The sequence below is a fragment of the Xanthomonas melonis genome (assembly GCF_020783655.1).
Taxonomy (GTDB): Bacteria; Pseudomonadota; Gammaproteobacteria; order Xanthomonadales; family Xanthomonadaceae; genus Xanthomonas; species Xanthomonas melonis.
Window position 1 is genome coordinate 117190 of sequence record NZ_JAJGQH010000008.1, and the last position, 14879, is coordinate 132068.

General features: G+C 64.4%; 22 protein-coding genes. 10 read left to right on the plus strand and 12 right to left on the minus strand.

The features are described 5' to 3' along the window. Positions 1 to 2: 2 nt before the first annotated feature. The 10 genes from LL964_RS09710 to LL964_RS09755 form a co-directional block, all read right to left on the minus strand. Complete coding sequence (locus LL964_RS09710) at positions 3 to 488, minus strand: hypothetical protein (RefSeq protein ID WP_104587536.1); 486 nt, start codon at positions 486 to 488, stop codon at positions 3 to 5. Continuing rightward, a complete protein-coding gene (locus LL964_RS09715; protein ID WP_017163199.1) occupies positions 485 to 742 on the minus strand; it encodes a hypothetical protein in 258 nt (85 codons plus the stop codon). Before LL964_RS09715 ends, LL964_RS09710 begins: the two co-directional genes overlap by 4 nt. Positions 743 to 750: 8 nt before the next feature. Next, the gene (locus LL964_RS09720) at positions 751 to 1056 is read right to left on the minus strand and encodes a hypothetical protein (RefSeq protein ID WP_228329417.1); all 306 of its coding nucleotides are present in this window, start codon (positions 1054 to 1056) and stop codon (positions 751 to 753) included. 2 nt (positions 1057 to 1058) lie between these two features. Beyond that, positions 1059 to 1283, minus strand: coding sequence for a hypothetical protein (locus LL964_RS09725; protein WP_228329418.1), 225 nt, complete (start codon positions 1281 to 1283; stop codon positions 1059 to 1061). Positions 1284 to 1427: 144 nt separating this feature from the next. Next, positions 1428 to 1742, minus strand: a complete 315-nt coding sequence (locus LL964_RS09730; RefSeq protein ID WP_104587533.1) for a hypothetical protein — start codon at positions 1740 to 1742, stop codon at positions 1428 to 1430. 1 nt (position 1743) lies between these two features. Beyond that, a complete protein-coding gene (locus LL964_RS09735; protein WP_104587532.1) occupies positions 1744 to 2037 on the minus strand; it encodes a hypothetical protein in 294 nt (97 codons plus the stop codon). Further along, a complete protein-coding gene (locus LL964_RS09740) occupies positions 2034 to 2369 on the minus strand; it encodes a hypothetical protein (protein WP_104587531.1) in 336 nt (111 codons plus the stop codon). The genes LL964_RS09735 and LL964_RS09740 overlap by 4 nt, the downstream gene beginning before the upstream one ends. Beyond that, entirely contained in the window at positions 2366 to 2608 is a 243-nt protein-coding gene (locus LL964_RS09745) for a hypothetical protein (protein WP_104587530.1), read from the minus strand. Before LL964_RS09745 ends, LL964_RS09740 begins: the two co-directional genes overlap by 4 nt. A gap of 182 nt (positions 2609 to 2790) precedes the next feature. After that, a complete protein-coding gene (locus LL964_RS09750; RefSeq protein ID WP_146092372.1) occupies positions 2791 to 3630 on the minus strand; it encodes a hypothetical protein in 840 nt (279 codons plus the stop codon). Between the two features lie 23 nt (positions 3631 to 3653). Next, positions 3654 to 4343, minus strand: coding sequence for a LexA family transcriptional regulator (locus LL964_RS09755; protein WP_228329419.1), 690 nt, complete (start codon positions 4341 to 4343; stop codon positions 3654 to 3656). 84 nt (positions 4344 to 4427) lie between these two features. Here LL964_RS09755 and LL964_RS20160 point away from each other — a divergent pair, with 84 nt between their 5' ends. Next, positions 4428 to 4652 carry a transcriptional regulator gene (locus LL964_RS20160; protein ID WP_104587529.1) on the plus strand — a complete coding sequence of 75 codons (225 nt, stop codon included), beginning with the start codon at positions 4428 to 4430 and terminating at the stop codon, positions 4650 to 4652. A gap of 148 nt (positions 4653 to 4800) precedes the next feature. Here the strand turns inward: LL964_RS20160 and LL964_RS09760 are convergent, their stop codons facing one another. Together LL964_RS09760 and LL964_RS09765 are read right to left on the minus strand one after the other, a co-directional pair. Next, the gene (locus tag LL964_RS09760; RefSeq protein ID WP_104587643.1) at positions 4801 to 5178 is read right to left on the minus strand and encodes a hypothetical protein; all 378 of its coding nucleotides are present in this window, start codon (positions 5176 to 5178) and stop codon (positions 4801 to 4803) included. A gap of 280 nt (positions 5179 to 5458) precedes the next feature. Beyond that, positions 5459 to 5695, minus strand: a complete 237-nt coding sequence (locus LL964_RS09765; RefSeq protein WP_104587528.1) for a hypothetical protein — start codon at positions 5693 to 5695, stop codon at positions 5459 to 5461. Between LL964_RS09765 and LL964_RS09770 the strand changes: the two genes are divergently transcribed. The 9 genes from LL964_RS09770 to LL964_RS09810 all read left to right on the plus strand — a co-directional run bounded on the left by LL964_RS09770 (position 5694) and on the right by LL964_RS09810 (position 14879). Then, positions 5694 to 6050 (plus strand): hypothetical protein, encoded by a 357-nt coding sequence (locus tag LL964_RS09770; protein WP_228329420.1) that lies wholly within the window; start codon positions 5694 to 5696, stop codon positions 6048 to 6050. The two genes, LL964_RS09765 and LL964_RS09770, sit on opposite strands and share 2 nt — an antisense overlap. Further along, entirely contained in the window at positions 6043 to 6339 is a 297-nt protein-coding gene (locus LL964_RS09775; protein ID WP_228329421.1) for a hypothetical protein, read from the plus strand. The genes LL964_RS09770 and LL964_RS09775 overlap by 8 nt, the downstream gene beginning before the upstream one ends. A gap of 59 nt (positions 6340 to 6398) precedes the next feature. Further along, complete coding sequence (locus tag LL964_RS09780; protein WP_228329422.1) at positions 6399 to 6917, plus strand: hypothetical protein; 519 nt, start codon at positions 6399 to 6401, stop codon at positions 6915 to 6917. A 382-nt stretch (positions 6918 to 7299) separates the two neighbouring features. Continuing rightward, a complete protein-coding gene (locus LL964_RS09785; protein WP_104587524.1) occupies positions 7300 to 9711 on the plus strand; it encodes a DUF5906 domain-containing protein in 2412 nt (803 codons plus the stop codon). A gap of 340 nt (positions 9712 to 10051) precedes the next feature. After that, positions 10052 to 10633 (plus strand): hypothetical protein, encoded by a 582-nt coding sequence (locus tag LL964_RS09790; RefSeq protein ID WP_104587523.1) that lies wholly within the window; start codon positions 10052 to 10054, stop codon positions 10631 to 10633. A 118-nt stretch (positions 10634 to 10751) separates the two neighbouring features. Continuing rightward, positions 10752 to 12692 carry a phage terminase large subunit family protein gene (locus tag LL964_RS09795; RefSeq protein WP_104587522.1) on the plus strand — a complete coding sequence of 647 codons (1941 nt, stop codon included), beginning with the start codon at positions 10752 to 10754 and terminating at the stop codon, positions 12690 to 12692. After that, complete coding sequence (locus LL964_RS09800) at positions 12692 to 13024, plus strand: hypothetical protein (protein ID WP_104587521.1); 333 nt, start codon at positions 12692 to 12694, stop codon at positions 13022 to 13024. Before LL964_RS09795 ends, LL964_RS09800 begins: the two co-directional genes overlap by 1 nt. A gap of 110 nt (positions 13025 to 13134) precedes the next feature. Further along, a complete protein-coding gene (locus LL964_RS09805) occupies positions 13135 to 13332 on the plus strand; it encodes a primosomal replication protein PriB/PriC domain protein (RefSeq protein WP_267190395.1) in 198 nt (65 codons plus the stop codon). Between the two features lie 86 nt (positions 13333 to 13418). Next, positions 13419 to 14879: a phage portal protein gene (locus tag LL964_RS09810; RefSeq protein ID WP_228329425.1), complete on the plus strand. Its 1461-nt coding sequence runs from the start codon at positions 13419 to 13421 to the stop codon at positions 14877 to 14879.

Here is a 14879-nt window from a genome sequence, read left to right on the forward strand (position 1 = left end):
CATCAGGCGGTGGCGATGCCGCTCATCGACTGCCGGTAGCCACCTGGGCGGCGGATGGGGGTGTTGCCGAGGACTTCGATGCGGCCGCCGTGGGCTTGGAAGTCGGCGATTTCCTGCGCAATGCGTGCGCTTTCAATTGCCTTCTTCTGCGCGGCACTCAACGCAAGCACCGCATGCGATGGGGTGGTGTGCGACGGCACAACCGCAGGCTTTGTGCGCCTTGCAGTGTTCTCGGCGTCCGATGTCAGCGTGCGGGCCACCTTGGCGCGCGTAGCCGCCGTCAGGCTCCAGCGCGTGCCGGTCGGATCAGGCGTGCGGATGACAAGGCCCGTGCCGCGCATTGCGTTGAGTGCGCGCGTGACCTGTGACTGCGTGCACTCGGGCGCGGCGGTGGCTTGCAGGGCGGCACTGGTGACGCCGTCCTTCGCGTGGAAGAGGCCTGCGCGCAGCTGCGCGGCGAGGCCTTTCGATTGCATGCCGCTGCTCATGCCGCACCTGCCTGCGATACAGGCGCGGTGAGCTGCTGCGCGTGCGCAATGCCGCGAGCATTGAGCGTAACAACGCTGGGGAAATCGCGGTGGTCGAAGTCGGCCAACCTGCTTTCCTCCAGCCAGTTGATGGCGCGGCGAGTAAAAGCGCGATCCGTTGCGCCACGAAAGCCGGCGCGCGTACGACGCAGTGCGTGATCGGGGGACTGGAATGCCGCGAGCAGCGCTTCGCGGACGATGGGCTTGAGGTGCATACGGACTCCTAGGCGGCGTGTGCCGCTGGGTTGAGGGCGGCCAGCGCTTCTTCGCGGGCGCGGCCGATCAGTGACAGCGGCACGCGCTGCAGGCCAAGCGGGTCGGTCCAACGGTTCTCCACGAGCGAGCGCAAATGCGTCGGCCGCGTGGCCACGCCGCAGCGGGCGCACTGGATGTGAAACGTCACAGGCACGGGCGTGCCCAGGCGGGTGCGCAGGCGCAGCGGTGCGCCGTGCGTTTCCACCCACTGGGGGTGGTGGCCGGCGCGGCAGCCGGGGATGCTGGGATGCAGCGGGATGGCGATTTGACGCATGGTCATGCCTCCAGTGAGTAGATATCGGCGTTGCCGGCGAGCAAGCCGGGGATGGGCCGCACGGTGTCCTCCACGCCGGCATGGATGGCTGCCAGGCACTCGTCCGTCTCTGCCGTGCACGCGCGTGCGATGACGGCCCAGAACGCAGCCAGCTGTGCCTCGCCGCGCAGGCGTGCCTGGGTGGCCTGCGTGTAGGCGTACCGGTGGGCCGCAAAGGCGGTGCGCATGCGGCGGTCCAGGGAGATGTCAGCGGCCACGGGCGATGGCCTCTGCGTGTTCGGCGTGTGCCTGCGCGAGCTCCAAAATCCGGTGGGGTACTGCGTAGCAGGCCAACAGGGCGACCAGGCACCAGGCGGCGCGCATGCGGCGGCTCATGGCTGCACCTGCCGGACGCGGCGGCCGGCGCGATCAAGCCAGCGCACGGCAGCGCGCAGCGCAGTAGCGGACATGCGGTACCGGCCGGCGCCGATCTGCAGCTCGGTCGGGCGCGCTACCAGTTGCCGCGCGAACCCCACCGAGACCTCCTGCGCGGTGCGGCTGTACTCGCTGGCATACAGGCCGGCCCAGACATGCCCGCGCCCAAACTGCGTGCTGTCGGGCGTCACCTGCAGGCACAGCAGCTGCCCTCGGTGGCCAGTGGCGAAGTCGGCGCATTGCAACGCGGCAGCGGGTGTGTGGGTGCGCATGTCAGGGCACCTCGCGCACGGCAATGTCGTGCTCACGCAACCAGGCGATGATCGCCACGCGCGTGTCGTCATCGGCCGGGATGGCGGTGTTGCCGAACACCATGCAGTGCGTCGGCACGCTGCTCACCTGGTCACGGTCACAGCGGGTGAGGCTGTAATGTTCGGGGGCGCCGTCGCCCATCACCGGGCACACGGCGGCCAGCACGGTGTCGCCGACAACGGTCAATTGCAGTCGCAGGTCGCGAGCAAGACGGAAGCGCGCGGTGGAGCGGGCGGATGCGGTGGCGGCGGTCATGCCGGCAATGCCTCAGAGGTGCGGCTCGGCGCGTCTTGCATCACGTCATCCGCCCAGGCCTTGAGCGCCATCCACGATGCGGGCGGCAACTCAATGCAGCTGTGGTCGAGCCAAAGGCAATGACGTATGCCGTCTGTTTGCGCCAGCGTCTCGAAGGACGGCTGCGCACCATCGCTACCGACGATGGTGACGAGCTGGGTTGCAGCTGCTCGCTGGCGCTCGTAATAGACCTCGGCGATCCAGTAGCGCGCACGTGTTGCCGCGTTGAGGCCGGTGGACAGGACGGCCTTCGTTGGGCCGTAGCACGCTACTTCCAGGCGCGTGGCGCTCATGCGCGCTGCTCCCGCGCAAAGTCACGGCTGGCCGCCTCTTCGCGCAAGCCCTGCAGCTCGATGCGGTTGGTGCGCTTGGGGTAGCGGTGCGGCCCCTTGCTCATGCCGCGGCGCTTGAGTGCGTTGGCGTGGGCGTGGTCTGCGGCCGCACAGGCGCTGAGGCAGCGGCGCGTGGCGGGGCCGCTCAGCGTTACCGCGGCGGTGAGCTCGTCGAACTCAGGGTCTGCATTCCGGGACATGGCGCTCTCTCCGAAGAAGGAGGGCGCCGGCGGGTCAGTCAGGCCAGGGGAGGGGCCTGCTACCGGTCAGAAGGGAAGGTTGACCGGCAGGGACGACCCGCCGGTCGCCCGTCAGCTTTGTGGGCCGACGGACAAAGTAAAGCACTGCTTTATTTTACAGTCAAGCGTTGCTTTATTGAGCTTTAGTAGCGCTGCACATGGATTGGTTTTTCTTGACCAATCACGTAGCACACAGATGCCACGAGCTTGGCTCGAATGATCTTGGATTCAAACCAGCGATCGATCGGATCAGCGACGGTAGGCGTGTCGAATCGTGTGCTGCCTTCTGACATAGATGGCTCAGTTGGCATGATCGCGTAGGCTATGCGTACCGGCATTCCTTTGAACGCGCGAGCTTCATCAATTGCGAGAGGGCAAGGCGCTGGTAATCGATAACCGTATCGCTGACGAAATGGCTTAGCCGCTAGGTTCTTGCGTGTGAAATTGAAATAGAAATCTCGGCCCTGCTCGCTTCGCACCTGAGCTGAAGTGCCAAATGCGTTGCGTCCCTCGTAGTCACGCCGGCTGTCCACTTTGCTGCCGAATCCGCATGACACACCCGTGCTGATGGGAGTCGACTCGTAGCAATCCTGTGTCCATGTCGCCTCGTAGCGTTGCTCATCCGCGTTGTACTTCATCTCCGGATGTTCAGCTTGAAAGAGGTAGCTCTTTTCAAAAGAAATGGGCGCAAAGAATTTTTCCAAGTCAGCAGTGCGTGCTTTAAATTCAGCCGAGGTCTCGTATTCACCCTTGATCCTTCGATCAGAGCGACCCTCGAATGCTGTAAAGAACGATGCAGTATCGACGATCTCTACAGTTGGTGAGTCGAGGTTGAAAGTTTCAGGCTCCCACGATATCGGCTTGGAGGCGGGCTTGACCTGCTGAGCGGGAGTAGCCGCCTTACTTGGGCTGCCTTGGTCTTGCGAACACGCGGCTAATGCCAGTGTGGTGACTAAGCTAATAGTGAAATGCTTCGCTGTCATCCTTGATCTCCTGCCAAATAGCTTCAGTTGAGCCTATCGATTCTGTTGCGGAGGTAAACCTTTCCGCCGATCACTGCCCCGCGTGGAAAAGGAAATGCAGGGTAGAGCGCAGCATTGGCGCTGACCACGTACACGGCATCTCCTCGATCCTGCAGCCCTTTGACTTGCTGGCCGTTGCCAGTGTTGAGCAGATAGATTCCGTCACCGTCAAAACTCTTGACGCCGGTATCGACAATTAGCGCCTCTCCCGGCTGTATGACTGGAATCATTGAGTCTCCGCGACCCGTTACGAGCACAAGCCGGCCAGGTGGAGGAACGAAACCCACAACAGACCGAATGTACGCAGGGGTGAAGTTCATTGACTTAATGACCTCCGGGTAGTCCTCATTGATCCTTCCATCTCCCATATCCGCATCTCCATCGATCTGATCCACGCGGACATGATCTCTATCGGATATCTCACCCGATGAGACATAAGCAGTAGAGGCTTCTGCTACGTGGCTTGAGGCGGAAGACATACCGAAGTGCGCCAACGACGTACCCGTCAGCATGGCGAGCTGAGGAAGACGGCGCTTATCCACCTTGCCGGTGCGGAGCCAGCCTGAGACTGCTTGCTCCGACACACGCAGAGCTTCGGCTATGTGTTTTTGGGTGTGGCCGGAGCGATCTATTGCGCTCCGAATGGCAGCGGCCATGGCAGTATTGTCAAGCATTGCTTGATTGTCCGTCCAATCGGAAGAAAAAGTAATAAAGCGTCGCTTGACTGGAGAACTAAAGCAGTGCTTTACTTCCCGGCCATGAAGACCATCATTTCCGACGCAGTCGCTTTACTTGAGGGTGGGCAGGCTGCGCTTGCGAGGCGCCTGGGGGTGAGTCCCCAAGCAGTGAGCCAGTGGGTCAAGGGGCATCGACCGGTTCCGCCAAAGCATGCGATCGCGATTGAGCGGGAAACCGGGGTTTCTCGCCATGCTCTCCGACCGGATGTTTTCGGCCCGGCTGCCGACGTGCAGGAGGTGGCCTGATGTCCGGCTTCTTCGTTTCGATTCACTTCTTGGCCGGATCGCTCCACATCCAATTTTCTTGCCTGCACGTCAGTCCTTTGCGTCGAGCGCGCGTGGCAACGCTGCTTCTAGAGGAGATTTCCTGATGCGCCCGCTTGATATGAGCTTATTACTGGGGGCTGCCCGGTTGGGTAGCGTCAACTTTGAGTGCGAAGAACACGGCGTCGTAGACCTTGGGCCCGCGACAGACGAAGAACACGGTTTCTTTGTCGTGGGCCGCCTCCAGGGCCTTGCGGACCCTCATGGGCGCTGCGGTTTCGGTGGCAACCTCGACCATGTGGAATCGACCGTGCCCGTGGTCCTTGCCGTAAGCGGCCAGCGCGTTGAGCGTGTTCTGTGCCACCGGCGTGGTATGGACCTCGCCGCGCTCGATGCGGCCCACGCCGATGGCGGTGAACAAGTGCTTTCCCTGGTGGATGGTGTCGTACACGGGGTAGACGTGTCCGTGCTCGTCGGGCGCGATCCTGAGCAAGTGGCTGCTGGTCATGGTGCTTTCCTTGTTGGTCCTGCCTATGTGGTTGAGGGTCAATGCACGGCCGCTGCGTTGATTGCGGGGAGTGCGGCCTGATGCCCTGCCCATTGTTGAATCCGGCGTATCAGCGCGCCGTCCTGCGTGCGGTGGGAACCCCGCCTGCTGATGCCAGCGTGGTGGGGTTGTCGTTGGACACCATCAGTGGCCGCGCTGACGACGCGTTGCGCCTGCGGCTGAGCCTGGGTGAAGCCGAGCGTACTGCGTTGGCGCTCCTCGATGCTGTGGCGGTCCAGCGCTACCGCGCGTCGCTGTGCCAGGTCCAGGCGTCGATATCGTCGGGCAGCCCGAGTTCCGATGGGTCGCCACAGGATGGCCAGTCGGTGTATCCGCCTGCCAAGTCGTCCAGCGCTTGCTGTGGGGAGGGGTAGGTTCCCATGAGCTTCTCGTCCTCGAACCATGGCTGCCAGCCGCCATCCGCATGTGCAATGCGAAAAATGCCTGCTCGCGTCTTGCGCCAGAAAAATTGCGCCATGCAGATCACCTTTCCCGATGCCGTGATTGCCGAAGCATACCTGGCGGCGCACTGCAGTAACTGTGAGACCTGCTACGTGTCCCGCCACATCACTCCGCTGGATGACGCCTTGACCGCGGGCGAGCTCGCCACCCTGGTAGGCCTGCCGATCCACAACAACGGCGATCTCGCCGACCTGTGCCTGACCGCCGACGACTGGGCGGCACTCACCGAGCGCCGCCGCCGCGTGGGCTGGCCGCTCAACTTCGTCAAAGCAAGTTTTGCTTCGGATTCGTCTATGTCGCCCTCCCCAAGGGCTTCTGTTGGAGCTGTGGGGGTTCTGGCTTACCGCGGGGAGTGTGGCACCTATGCGTAAGCCCAGCCACGAACTGGTGCTGGATCGGGTCCGCCAGCAGTGGGAGCGGGGCGCGCCTGCGCAAGCTGCCTCAACCATGCCGGGGATGCTCCGCAACGCGGCTGCGATCGTCTTGACCGCGGCCGGCCTGGTCGCGTTCTGCGCCGGCCTGCTGGGGAACAAAGAACACGGCGACGACGGCACCGACGCCGGTGCGGATGTCGTACCAGCGCAGTGCACTGAATTGCATAGTGGCGGGGCTTCCTTGCATGCCGCGCATGGTGCTGCAGAGGCAGGTCCCGGCGCATGAAGGACGTCCGTCAGTTTCTGCCGCCCAGGCAGTCGGTGGTCTACGCCCACACCCGCCGCATGCTGGATGCCACGGCCTGCAACTACACCACGTTCGCCATGCAGGTTGCCGAGCGCTACCTCGCCACAACGGCGCCCGACGTGCGGCAGGTGAAGCTGCGCACCGGTGAGGGCGTTGAATTGATCAAGGCGATGGAGAACAACGCCCAGGTGCTCCGCCGCTACATGGACGGCACGGTCAAGTCCTTGCCGGCAGATCTGGAGGACGCGTGGGTGCTGAGCCTGCCGGAGCCGTACCGCAGCGATTGCGAGCAGGACCTGGCGCGCCGCCGCGGCATGCTGGCTGTGCCGATGCCCAGCGACGATGGCATGCAGGTGGCGTGCGTGGCCACGCTGTTTCAAGAGTACGGCGAGCTGGTGAGCGCGCTGGCCCCGGCCGTGGCAGATGGTAAGTTCGGCCCCGAAGACCGGCAGTACGCCGACGAGATCGGCCGCAAGGGCGACGACGTCATCGGCGCCGTGATCGGCATGAAGCGCGCCCTGCGTCAGGGCATCGAGAGCGGAGCGGCCGGTGCTTGAGATGGCCATCTACCGCGCGCCCCGGGCACCACACCCCGCCGGCCGCAAGACCATCAGCCTGGTTGCGCGGCAGCACATGGACGAGGCACTACGTCTGCTCAATGGCGACACGCCTGGGCTCACTGGCGAGGACGCCCTGGCCGAACGTGAGCGACTGCGACGCGAGGATGCCGCGCGCGACGCAGTGCAGAGCGAATTGCCGCTGCCCTGCGCCCCATCTCCCCGGGAGGCGACGAAAAGGGCGCGCGGGCAGGGCGGGGCACTGAATCTGAACGAGGGGGCGACCTGTTCAGCTCCGGGCGATGGGTCCTCCTGGCCGACCCCCGATGCGGGTAATTCGGACCCCGTTCCTTTGGTAGATAGCGCGGCTGGAAGTTACTGAATGTTGGCGAATTACGACGATGTGCTCGGCCAGCTGCGCGATGCCGGCCTGATCCTCGACAGCCTGGATGCGAGCGGGCGCATGGTCCGCTGCAAGGTGGAAGGCTCGCGCGAGCGGCGCGGCTGGTATGTGCTGCACGAGCTGCAGACCAACGGCGCGGATGTGCTGATTGTTGGCACCTACGGCATCTGGCGCGGTAACGACAACGGCGCGATCAAGGTGGAGCTGCGCAAGCGCGACAGCGAGTTCACCGCCGAGCAGCGCGAGGCACTGAAGCGCCGGTTGGCGGAGGACCGCCGCCGCGCAGAAGTCGCGCGGCAGGAAGAAAACCGCCGTGCCGCCGAACGCGCCACCCGCGCCTGGGGCAAGGCGCTGCATGATGGCGAGTCTGACTACCTCACCTCCAAGGGCGTGCAGGGCTTCGGCTTGCGCTACGGTGGCTCGGGTATCGCGGTGGTGCCGCTGCTCGATGGCAATGGGGCCATCCACGGGCTGCAGTTGCTGCGCACGGCCAAACAGGCCGACCAGCAGCGCAAGCCGGTGAAGGAATTCTGGCCGGCGGGTCTCGCCAAGCGCGGGCATTTCCACCTGATCGGTGGCACGCCGCAGTGGATACTGCTGGTGGCTGAGGGCTACGCCACAGCCGCCAGCTTGCACATGGCCACCGGCTACCCAGTGGCCGTGGCCTTCGATGCCGGCAACTTGATGCCAGTGGCCAGCGCGCTGGCCAAGCGTTACCGCAGCACCAAGGTGCTGATTTGCGGCGACGACGACGTGCTGCAGAAGTGCCGCGCGTGCAAGTCACGCCTGGTGCTCACCGAGCATCCGAAGACATGCCCCACCTGCGGGGAAGACCACAAGGCCGAGAACGCCGGCATGCTGGGCGCGAGCGCGGCAGCACTCGATGTGCACGGCGCGGCGTTGCTGCCGGTCTTCGCGGAAGAGGACGCGCGGCGTGCGGCATACATCGAGCACGGCCGAAAAGTCAGCGACTTCAACGACCTGCACCTGGCCGAAGGGCTGCACGTGGTACGTGCGCAGGTGGAGGCTCGCATCACGGAGCTGTCCTGGCGTGCGCCGGTAGAGAAACGCGTCGCTTCCATCCCCAGCACCGGGGGCGCGGGGAAGGCCCTGCTCAAGCCGATCGACAGCATCGACACGCTACTCAGTCGCTTCGCGCTGGTGTACGGGCAGGGTGGCACGGTCTTCGATCACCAAGAGCATATGCTGGTGGCGCTGGGAGACATGCGCGATGCATGCGTGCGGCGCGAGCTGCACCGTGCGTGGTTGGAGAGCCCGCAGCGCGCCATCGTGCGCGTGCAAGAGGTGGACTTCGACCCGTCCGGCTGCAAGCCGGGCATCACCTGCAACCTGTTCGCCGGCTGGCCAACGGTGCCGCAAGAGGGCACCTGCGACAAGCTGTTGCAGCTGCTGTGGCACATGTGCGGCAACGAGGCCAACCAGCGCATGCTCTATGACTGGGTGATCAAGTGGCTGGCGTACCCGCTGCAGTACCCGGGCGCCAAGATGAAATCGACGATCGTGATTCACGGGCCGCAGGGCACCGGCAAAAACATGTTCTTCGACGAGTACATGAAGCTGTTCGGCGAATACGGCCGCGTGCTTGACCAGTCCGCCCTGGAGGACAAGTTCAACGACTGGGCGAGCCGCAAACTGTTCCTGCTGGCCGACGAAGTGGTGGCGCGCACCGAGGTGTATCACCTCAAGAACAAGCTGAAGGCCCTGATCACGGGCGACCGCATCCGCATCAACCCGAAGAACATCCAGGCCTACGAGGAAGACAACCACGCCAACCTGGTGTTCCTCTCGAACGAGGCCATGCCCGTCGTGCTCGAGGAAGACGACCGACGGCACGCCGTCATCTGGACGCCGGACAAGCTGCAGGCGGAGTTCTACCAAGAGGTGCTAGCGGAGATCCGCGCCGGCGGCACCGCAGCGCTGCACCACTACCTGCTGCAGGTGGACCTGGGCGACTTCACCAACGGCACCAATCCTCCCATGACGGCGGCGAAAGCCGAGCTGATCAACCTGGGGCAAGACAGCCCACAGCGGTTCCTGGACGAGCTGTACGGGCAGGACATTCCTGGGCTCAAGCCGCGGCCGGCGCCCTCGAAGGAGTGGTACGAGGTTTACAAGGTCTGGTGCGGCCGCGAAGGCGTGAAGCCGGCTCCGTCACCCAAGTTCATCAACGCGCTGGTGCGAAAGCGTGGCATCACGCATCCCGATCGCGCGCGCAAGCGCTACCTCATCGAGCAGACCAGCCACGGACCACACGGGTTCCTGCTGCTGGGCAACGCGAATTGCCCGGACGAACAGACCGAATCGGCCTGGCTGGGCACCGAGGTGGTCGGTTTTCGCGGCGCCTTCAACGAATACAAGGGGCGTGCATGACCACTGCGCCTATCGATGTGCGGGATGTGCGGGACGGTGTGCGGGCACCTGTGCGGGCCCAAATGTTTGTAGCAGTAAGCCTGTGCGGGATGTGCGGGCGTTTTACTTCCTACGTGGGCGCGGGCGCGTGGGCAGCCGTGCAAGACGCATTCGCGCAACGCCTCTCCCACGCGTGTGAGTGCCCGCACATCCCGCACATCCCGCACATCGCTACCGCCACGGGCGTTTCAGGCAATGCGCGTCCCGCACATGTCCCCGCACAGGCCGCACACGCTCACGCGCGCGCGTTTTTTCCTGTCTCGCTGGCCTTGAAAGAAATGGAAGAAGTGGAGCACTGGGTATGACGGACAACGATGTGGTGGTGACGGGCAAGGAGCTGGCGGCCTACATCGGCTGCCGGCCGTCTTACATCGTGGAGCTCAAGCGCAACGGTCGCCTGGTGCAGGCCGAAGGCGGCAAGGGCTACCTCAAGAGCGCTTCCCTGGCGCTGTACGAGCAGACCCGCGACCCGTCGCGTGCCGGCGTTGCTGCGCGCCACACCGAGGCGCGCGGTGCTGCATTGGTGGGAGAGGGTAGCGACGAGCAGGACGACTCCGACGAGCCCCAGACCAGCGATGCCAAGCGCAGAGCCAAGGCGCTGGCGGACAGGGCGGAGACCGACGCACAGTTGGCGCAGATCGAGCTGGCCAAGGAACTCGGCAATCTGCTGCCGCGCGCCGACGTGGAGCAGGCCATCTCCGAAGCTGGCACTGGGCTGCGCGTAGCGCTCGAGCGCATCCCCGACACACTCGCGCCGCAGCTGGCCGCGGCCACCGACGAAGCCAAGGTGCGGCAGCTGCTGTGGGACGAGCTGACCCACGCGCTGGAAGAGATGAGCCGCGGCTTTCGATCAGCCACCAAGCCGGCGGAGGTGGAGGGGTGAGGTCGGACAACAAGCTGGCTCGCGGCGGCCTCGTTGCCAGCCACCGCCGAATCGAAGCCGATTCACTACGTGCGAGCCGCATAGTGCTGAAGCCGGTGCGTCGTTGCGAGGTTTCCCTTTGATTACATCGGCGACTCTCCGTATCAATGCGGTGCTTGCACGTGCGCTGCAGCCGCGCCGCCCACTGACCGTGTCGCAGTGGTGCGACGAGCACATGCGCTTGTCGAGCAAGGGCAGCAGCAAGCCAGGACGTTGGGTTACCGACCGCAACCCGCCGTTGCGCGAGCCGATGGATAGCATGTCGGCGCGTAGCCCGGTGCACGTCCAGGTATGCATGTTTCCCATTCAGTTCGGCAAGAGCCAACTGGCCACCAACAGCATGGCTTACTGGATGGACTACGCGCCCGCACCGATCATGTACGCGCTGCCGGGCGAGGCCTCCATGAACAAGTGGATCGCCCAGAAACTCAACCCCATGATCGAAGTGTGCCCGGCCGTGCGGCGTGCGCTCAGCAGCACGGCCAGTCGCGACAGCGCCAACCAGCGCACCTTCAAAGACTTCGCCGGTGGTCAGCTCTACGTGGAGCATATGGGTAGCCCGCAGCGGCTGAAGTCCACCACGGTGAAGTACCTGCAGGTCGACGAGATCGACGAGGCGCCGCAGCAACTTAGCACCGGCGATGACCCTATCAAGATGCTCGACGGGCGCACATCGGCATTTCCCACCACCTACAAACGCCAGTACATCAGCACGCCCGGCATCGCCGGCATCAGTCGTATTTCCAAGCTCTACGACAAGAGCGACCAGCGCCGCTACCACGTGCCGTGCCCGCACTGCGGACATTTCCAGGCGCTCACGTGGAGCGGGCTGGTGTGGGCGCCAGATGCCAAGCACGCATGGTACGCGTGCAGCGAGTGTGGCTCAGCCATCGAAGAGCACCACAAGACCGACATGATCGCCGCCGGCCGTTGGGTGGCGGGCAACCCAGATTCGGACATCCGCGGCTACACGATCAATTGCCTGTACTACCAGTTCGGCCTGGGACCGCGTTGGGCCGATCTGGTGCGCGAGTGGCTTGACGCGCAGAACGATCCGGCTGCGCTCAAGACATTTATCAACGACCGCCTGGCCGAGACGTGGGAAGACCCGTCGATGCGCTCGGTCAAGCACAACGTCATCGCCGACCGCGCAGAGCCGTACCGCCTGCGGCACGCGCCTCGCGGCGTCCTGGCCATCACGGTGGGTGTCGATACGCAGGACAACCGACTTGCGGTGCATATCGTGGGATGGGGCAGGGGCATGGCTGCCTGGACGCTGGACTACGTCGAGCTGCCGGGCGACCCCGCCGAGGAGGCTGTGTGGGTGGCGCTGACCGATCTTCTGAACCGCTCCATCGAGCGCGAGGACGGCATCCTGCTACGGCCACTGTCGATCGCCATCGATGCGGGCGGTCACCGCACGGAGGCGGTGAAGAACTATGTGCGGCAACGCTTGGTCACGCGTCCGATGTGTATCTTCGGTGCGAAGCCGAACAATGCGCCCATCCTGTCCAAGGGCAAGCTTGCGGACGTCACCTGGCGCGGACGCACAGACAAGCGCGGCATCACCATTTATCACGTCGGCGGCGTGGCGGCGAAGCACTATCTCTACAGCCGTCTGTCTGCTGACGCCGAGCGGCAGGCCGATGCGCGGCTCGTGCACTTCAGCGACCAGCTGCCGCCCGAGTTCTTCCCCGGCCTGGTATCAGAGGTTTATAACCCGGTCAAGAATCGTTTCGAGAAGCGCGTCGTGCGCAACGAGCCACTCGATACGTGGGTGTATGCCTACGCTGCGGCGCATCACCCGGAAGTGCGCCTGCACCGATTCGGCAAGGCGGATTGGGATGCGGTGGACCAACGGCAAATGACGGGGGCGCTCGTCCCGTCGGAAAATGATTCCCGTGGAACCCAGAGCGAGGCACCCGTCAGTGCTGGCCAATCGGATTCCCGTGGAACCCTCGCCGCAACTCCGGTCAGAAATCGGGCGAGTGGGTTCGCGCGCGATGGGTGGGGACTCTGATGGCGCGCGCGAGTGAGTCAGCCGAACAATTGCGCGAGCGCATATTGCGCGCGATGCAGCGAGACATTGGCATCAGCGAGCAGATGGCGCAGCCGTTCATCGAATCAATCATGCGATGTTTTGCCGGTGAGCAGCCTTATTTTCCTTCGGTTGTGCGGGAGTATCCCGTGCTCCTGATTCGTTCCGCATTGGAGCAAGGCGAGCCGGTCAAAACCGTGATGCGCACGTTCGATATCTCCCGTTCGAAGCTGCACCAGCTTTTCCCAGGCGGCCTTCCAACGCGTGAAAATCGGGGCGTGTCCACGGTTTCAATGAAATCAGCGACAAAATAGTTTTTCGGCCCTTACCAATCAGTAACTTACAAGGGGGTGTGTCCACGGTTTCATTTAGTTCGTGGACAGTCCGGTCTATAGCCTGTGTATCTATGACGACCGCACAGGAAATGCTCACCACATACCAGCAGGCAGAGATTGCCGTGCTGCAGGGGCAGAGCTTTCGATTCGGTGAGCGCATGCTCACGCGCGCCGATCTGGCGGAGATCCGCAAGGGCCGCCAGGAATGGCAGGCCGCCGTCGATCGCGAGAGCAATGCAGGCCGCCGGGCTCGCTGGGCCACTGCCGATTTTGGCGGGCGCACTTGATGAGCAGTGCAACCCTCGCGCGCACGCGCTTGTCCACCGCGCTCGCCGCTGACCGCGCCATCCACGCGGCGGAAATGCGCGGTGCCGTGACGGCCCCTGTTGTGTCGCGCGCCCACGAGGTCACCCGCCCGTCGCGTAGCCGCAAGCTGGCGCGCGATTGGGGCAGCGGCAACGCCATTGCCGGTATGGATGCGCGGCAGCTGCGTGACCAGGCGCGCCACCTTGAGCGCGACCTGGACCTGGCCGACAACGCGCTCAATGTGCTGGTGCAAAACACCGTGGGTTCCGGCATCGACGTGCTGTCGGCGCCGCGCCTGCCCGGCCAGCCGATCAACCGCGATCTGGCCCTTCAGCTGGATGAGCTGTGGGACGTGTGGTGGGACGCGCCCGAAGTCACCCGCGCCCACGACTACGGCGCGTGCCAGCAATTGTTGGCGCGCAGCTGGCTGCGTGACGGCGAGGCGTTCTACCAGGACCTCGTCGGCACCGTGCCGTATCTGGAGCATGGCGGCGGCGTGCCGTACAGCATCGAGATGCTGGAAGCTGACCTGGTCCCGCTGGACTTCAACGACCCGGCGCGCAACATTCTGCAGGGTGTGGAGCGCAACGCTTGGGGCAGGCCGGTTGCCTACCACGTGTACAAGCAGCACCCTGGCGACCCGCTGGGCTGGACCACCGAAACCAAGCGTGTGAGCGCGGAGGTGATGCACTGCATCGCCAACCTCAAGCGGCTTCACCAGGTGCGCGGCCTGAGCGTGTTTGCCAGCGCCATGTCGCGCTTCGAAGACGTCAAGGACTACGAAGAGTCCGAGCGCATCGCGGCCAAGGTGGCTGCGTCGATGACGTTCCAGATCAAGAAGGGCTCGGGCGAGCTTTATCATCCGCCCGGCGAGGGCCTGGGCGGCGTCGCACTGATGCAGCAGGGCTTGCCGGTGCGGGAGCTGCGTATGGCGCCCGGCGCCATCTTCGACGACCTGCTGCCGGGCGAATCCATCGAAAGCCTGGGCACAGATCGTCCCAACCCGAACGCAGCGACCTGGCGCAAAGAGCAGCTGCGCGCCGCAGCCGGTGGCATTGGCGTGAGTTACTCCAGTCTGTCGCTGGACTACAACGGCACGTACTCCGCGCAGCGCCAGGAGCTGGTGGAGAAGTGGGGCAGCTATCTGATGCTGGCCGAGCGCTTTATTGCGCTGTCGGTGCGCCCGCAGCGCCAGCGTTTTGTCGAGGCGGCGGTGTTGGCCGGCAAGGTGCGCTTGCCGCGCGGCTGGTCGTTGCGCCACTTGGCCGCGTCGACCTACGTGCGCCCGATCATGCCGTGGATCGATCCGCTGAAGGAGGCCTACGCCAAGGGCGAGGCCGAGGACCGTGGTTGGGTGAGCCCGCAGCAGAACACGCTGCAGTACGGCAATAACCCCGACGAAGTGCTGCGCCAGCGCCAGGACTGGCAGCAACAGCAGCAGCAATTGCAGCCGGCTGTGCCGGTACCTGCGGAAACCCGGGCGCAGCTGCGCGCGGATCTGACGCGCGACATGTTGAGGGGCATCTGA

What these genes read in the sequence shown, in the direction of transcription:
- LL964_RS09800 (WP_104587521.1), top strand. Translation starts at nt 12,692, where the DNA reads ATGGCGCGCGCGAGTGAGTCAGCCGAACAATTGCGCGAGCGCATATTG.
- LL964_RS09740 (WP_104587531.1), bottom strand. Translation starts at nt 2,369, where the DNA reads ATGAGCGCCACGCGCCTGGAAGTAGCGTGCTACGGCCCAACGAAGGCC.
- LL964_RS09805 (WP_267190395.1), top strand. Translation starts at nt 13,135, where the DNA reads ATGCTCACCACATACCAGCAGGCAGAGATTGCCGTGCTGCAGGGGCAG.
- LL964_RS09785 (WP_104587524.1), top strand. Translation starts at nt 7,300, where the DNA reads ATGTTGGCGAATTACGACGATGTGCTCGGCCAGCTGCGCGATGCCGGC.
- LL964_RS09780 (WP_228329422.1), top strand. Translation starts at nt 6,399, where the DNA reads ATGCTGGATGCCACGGCCTGCAACTACACCACGTTCGCCATGCAGGTT.
- LL964_RS09790 (WP_104587523.1), top strand. Translation starts at nt 10,052, where the DNA reads ATGACGGACAACGATGTGGTGGTGACGGGCAAGGAGCTGGCGGCCTAC.
- LL964_RS09770 (WP_228329420.1), top strand. Translation starts at nt 5,694, where the DNA reads ATGCAGATCACCTTTCCCGATGCCGTGATTGCCGAAGCATACCTGGCG.
- LL964_RS09710 (WP_104587536.1), bottom strand. Translation starts at nt 488, where the DNA reads ATGAGCAGCGGCATGCAATCGAAAGGCCTCGCCGCGCAGCTGCGCGCA.
- LL964_RS09765 (WP_104587528.1), bottom strand. Translation starts at nt 5,695, where the DNA reads ATGGCGCAATTTTTCTGGCGCAAGACGCGAGCAGGCATTTTTCGCATT.
- LL964_RS09725 (WP_228329418.1), bottom strand. Translation starts at nt 1,283, where the DNA reads ATGCGCACCGCCTTTGCGGCCCACCGGTACGCCTACACGCAGGCCACC.
- LL964_RS09775 (WP_228329421.1), top strand. Translation starts at nt 6,043, where the DNA reads ATGCGTAAGCCCAGCCACGAACTGGTGCTGGATCGGGTCCGCCAGCAG.
- LL964_RS09730 (WP_104587533.1), bottom strand. Translation starts at nt 1,742, where the DNA reads ATGCGCACCCACACACCCGCTGCCGCGTTGCAATGCGCCGACTTCGCC.
- LL964_RS09750 (WP_146092372.1), bottom strand. Translation starts at nt 3,630, where the DNA reads ATGACAGCGAAGCATTTCACTATTAGCTTAGTCACCACACTGGCATTA.
- LL964_RS09745 (WP_104587530.1), bottom strand. Translation starts at nt 2,608, where the DNA reads ATGTCCCGGAATGCAGACCCTGAGTTCGACGAGCTCACCGCCGCGGTA.
- LL964_RS20160 (WP_104587529.1), top strand. Translation starts at nt 4,428, where the DNA reads ATGAAGACCATCATTTCCGACGCAGTCGCTTTACTTGAGGGTGGGCAG.
- LL964_RS09735 (WP_104587532.1), bottom strand. Translation starts at nt 2,037, where the DNA reads ATGACCGCCGCCACCGCATCCGCCCGCTCCACCGCGCGCTTCCGTCTT.
- LL964_RS09720 (WP_228329417.1), bottom strand. Translation starts at nt 1,056, where the DNA reads ATGCGTCAAATCGCCATCCCGCTGCATCCCAGCATCCCCGGCTGCCGC.
- LL964_RS09755 (WP_228329419.1), bottom strand. Translation starts at nt 4,343, where the DNA reads ATGCTTGACAATACTGCCATGGCCGCTGCCATTCGGAGCGCAATAGAT.
- LL964_RS09715 (WP_017163199.1), bottom strand. Translation starts at nt 742, where the DNA reads ATGCACCTCAAGCCCATCGTCCGCGAAGCGCTGCTCGCGGCATTCCAG.
- LL964_RS09760 (WP_104587643.1), bottom strand. Translation starts at nt 5,178, where the DNA reads ATGACCAGCAGCCACTTGCTCAGGATCGCGCCCGACGAGCACGGACAC.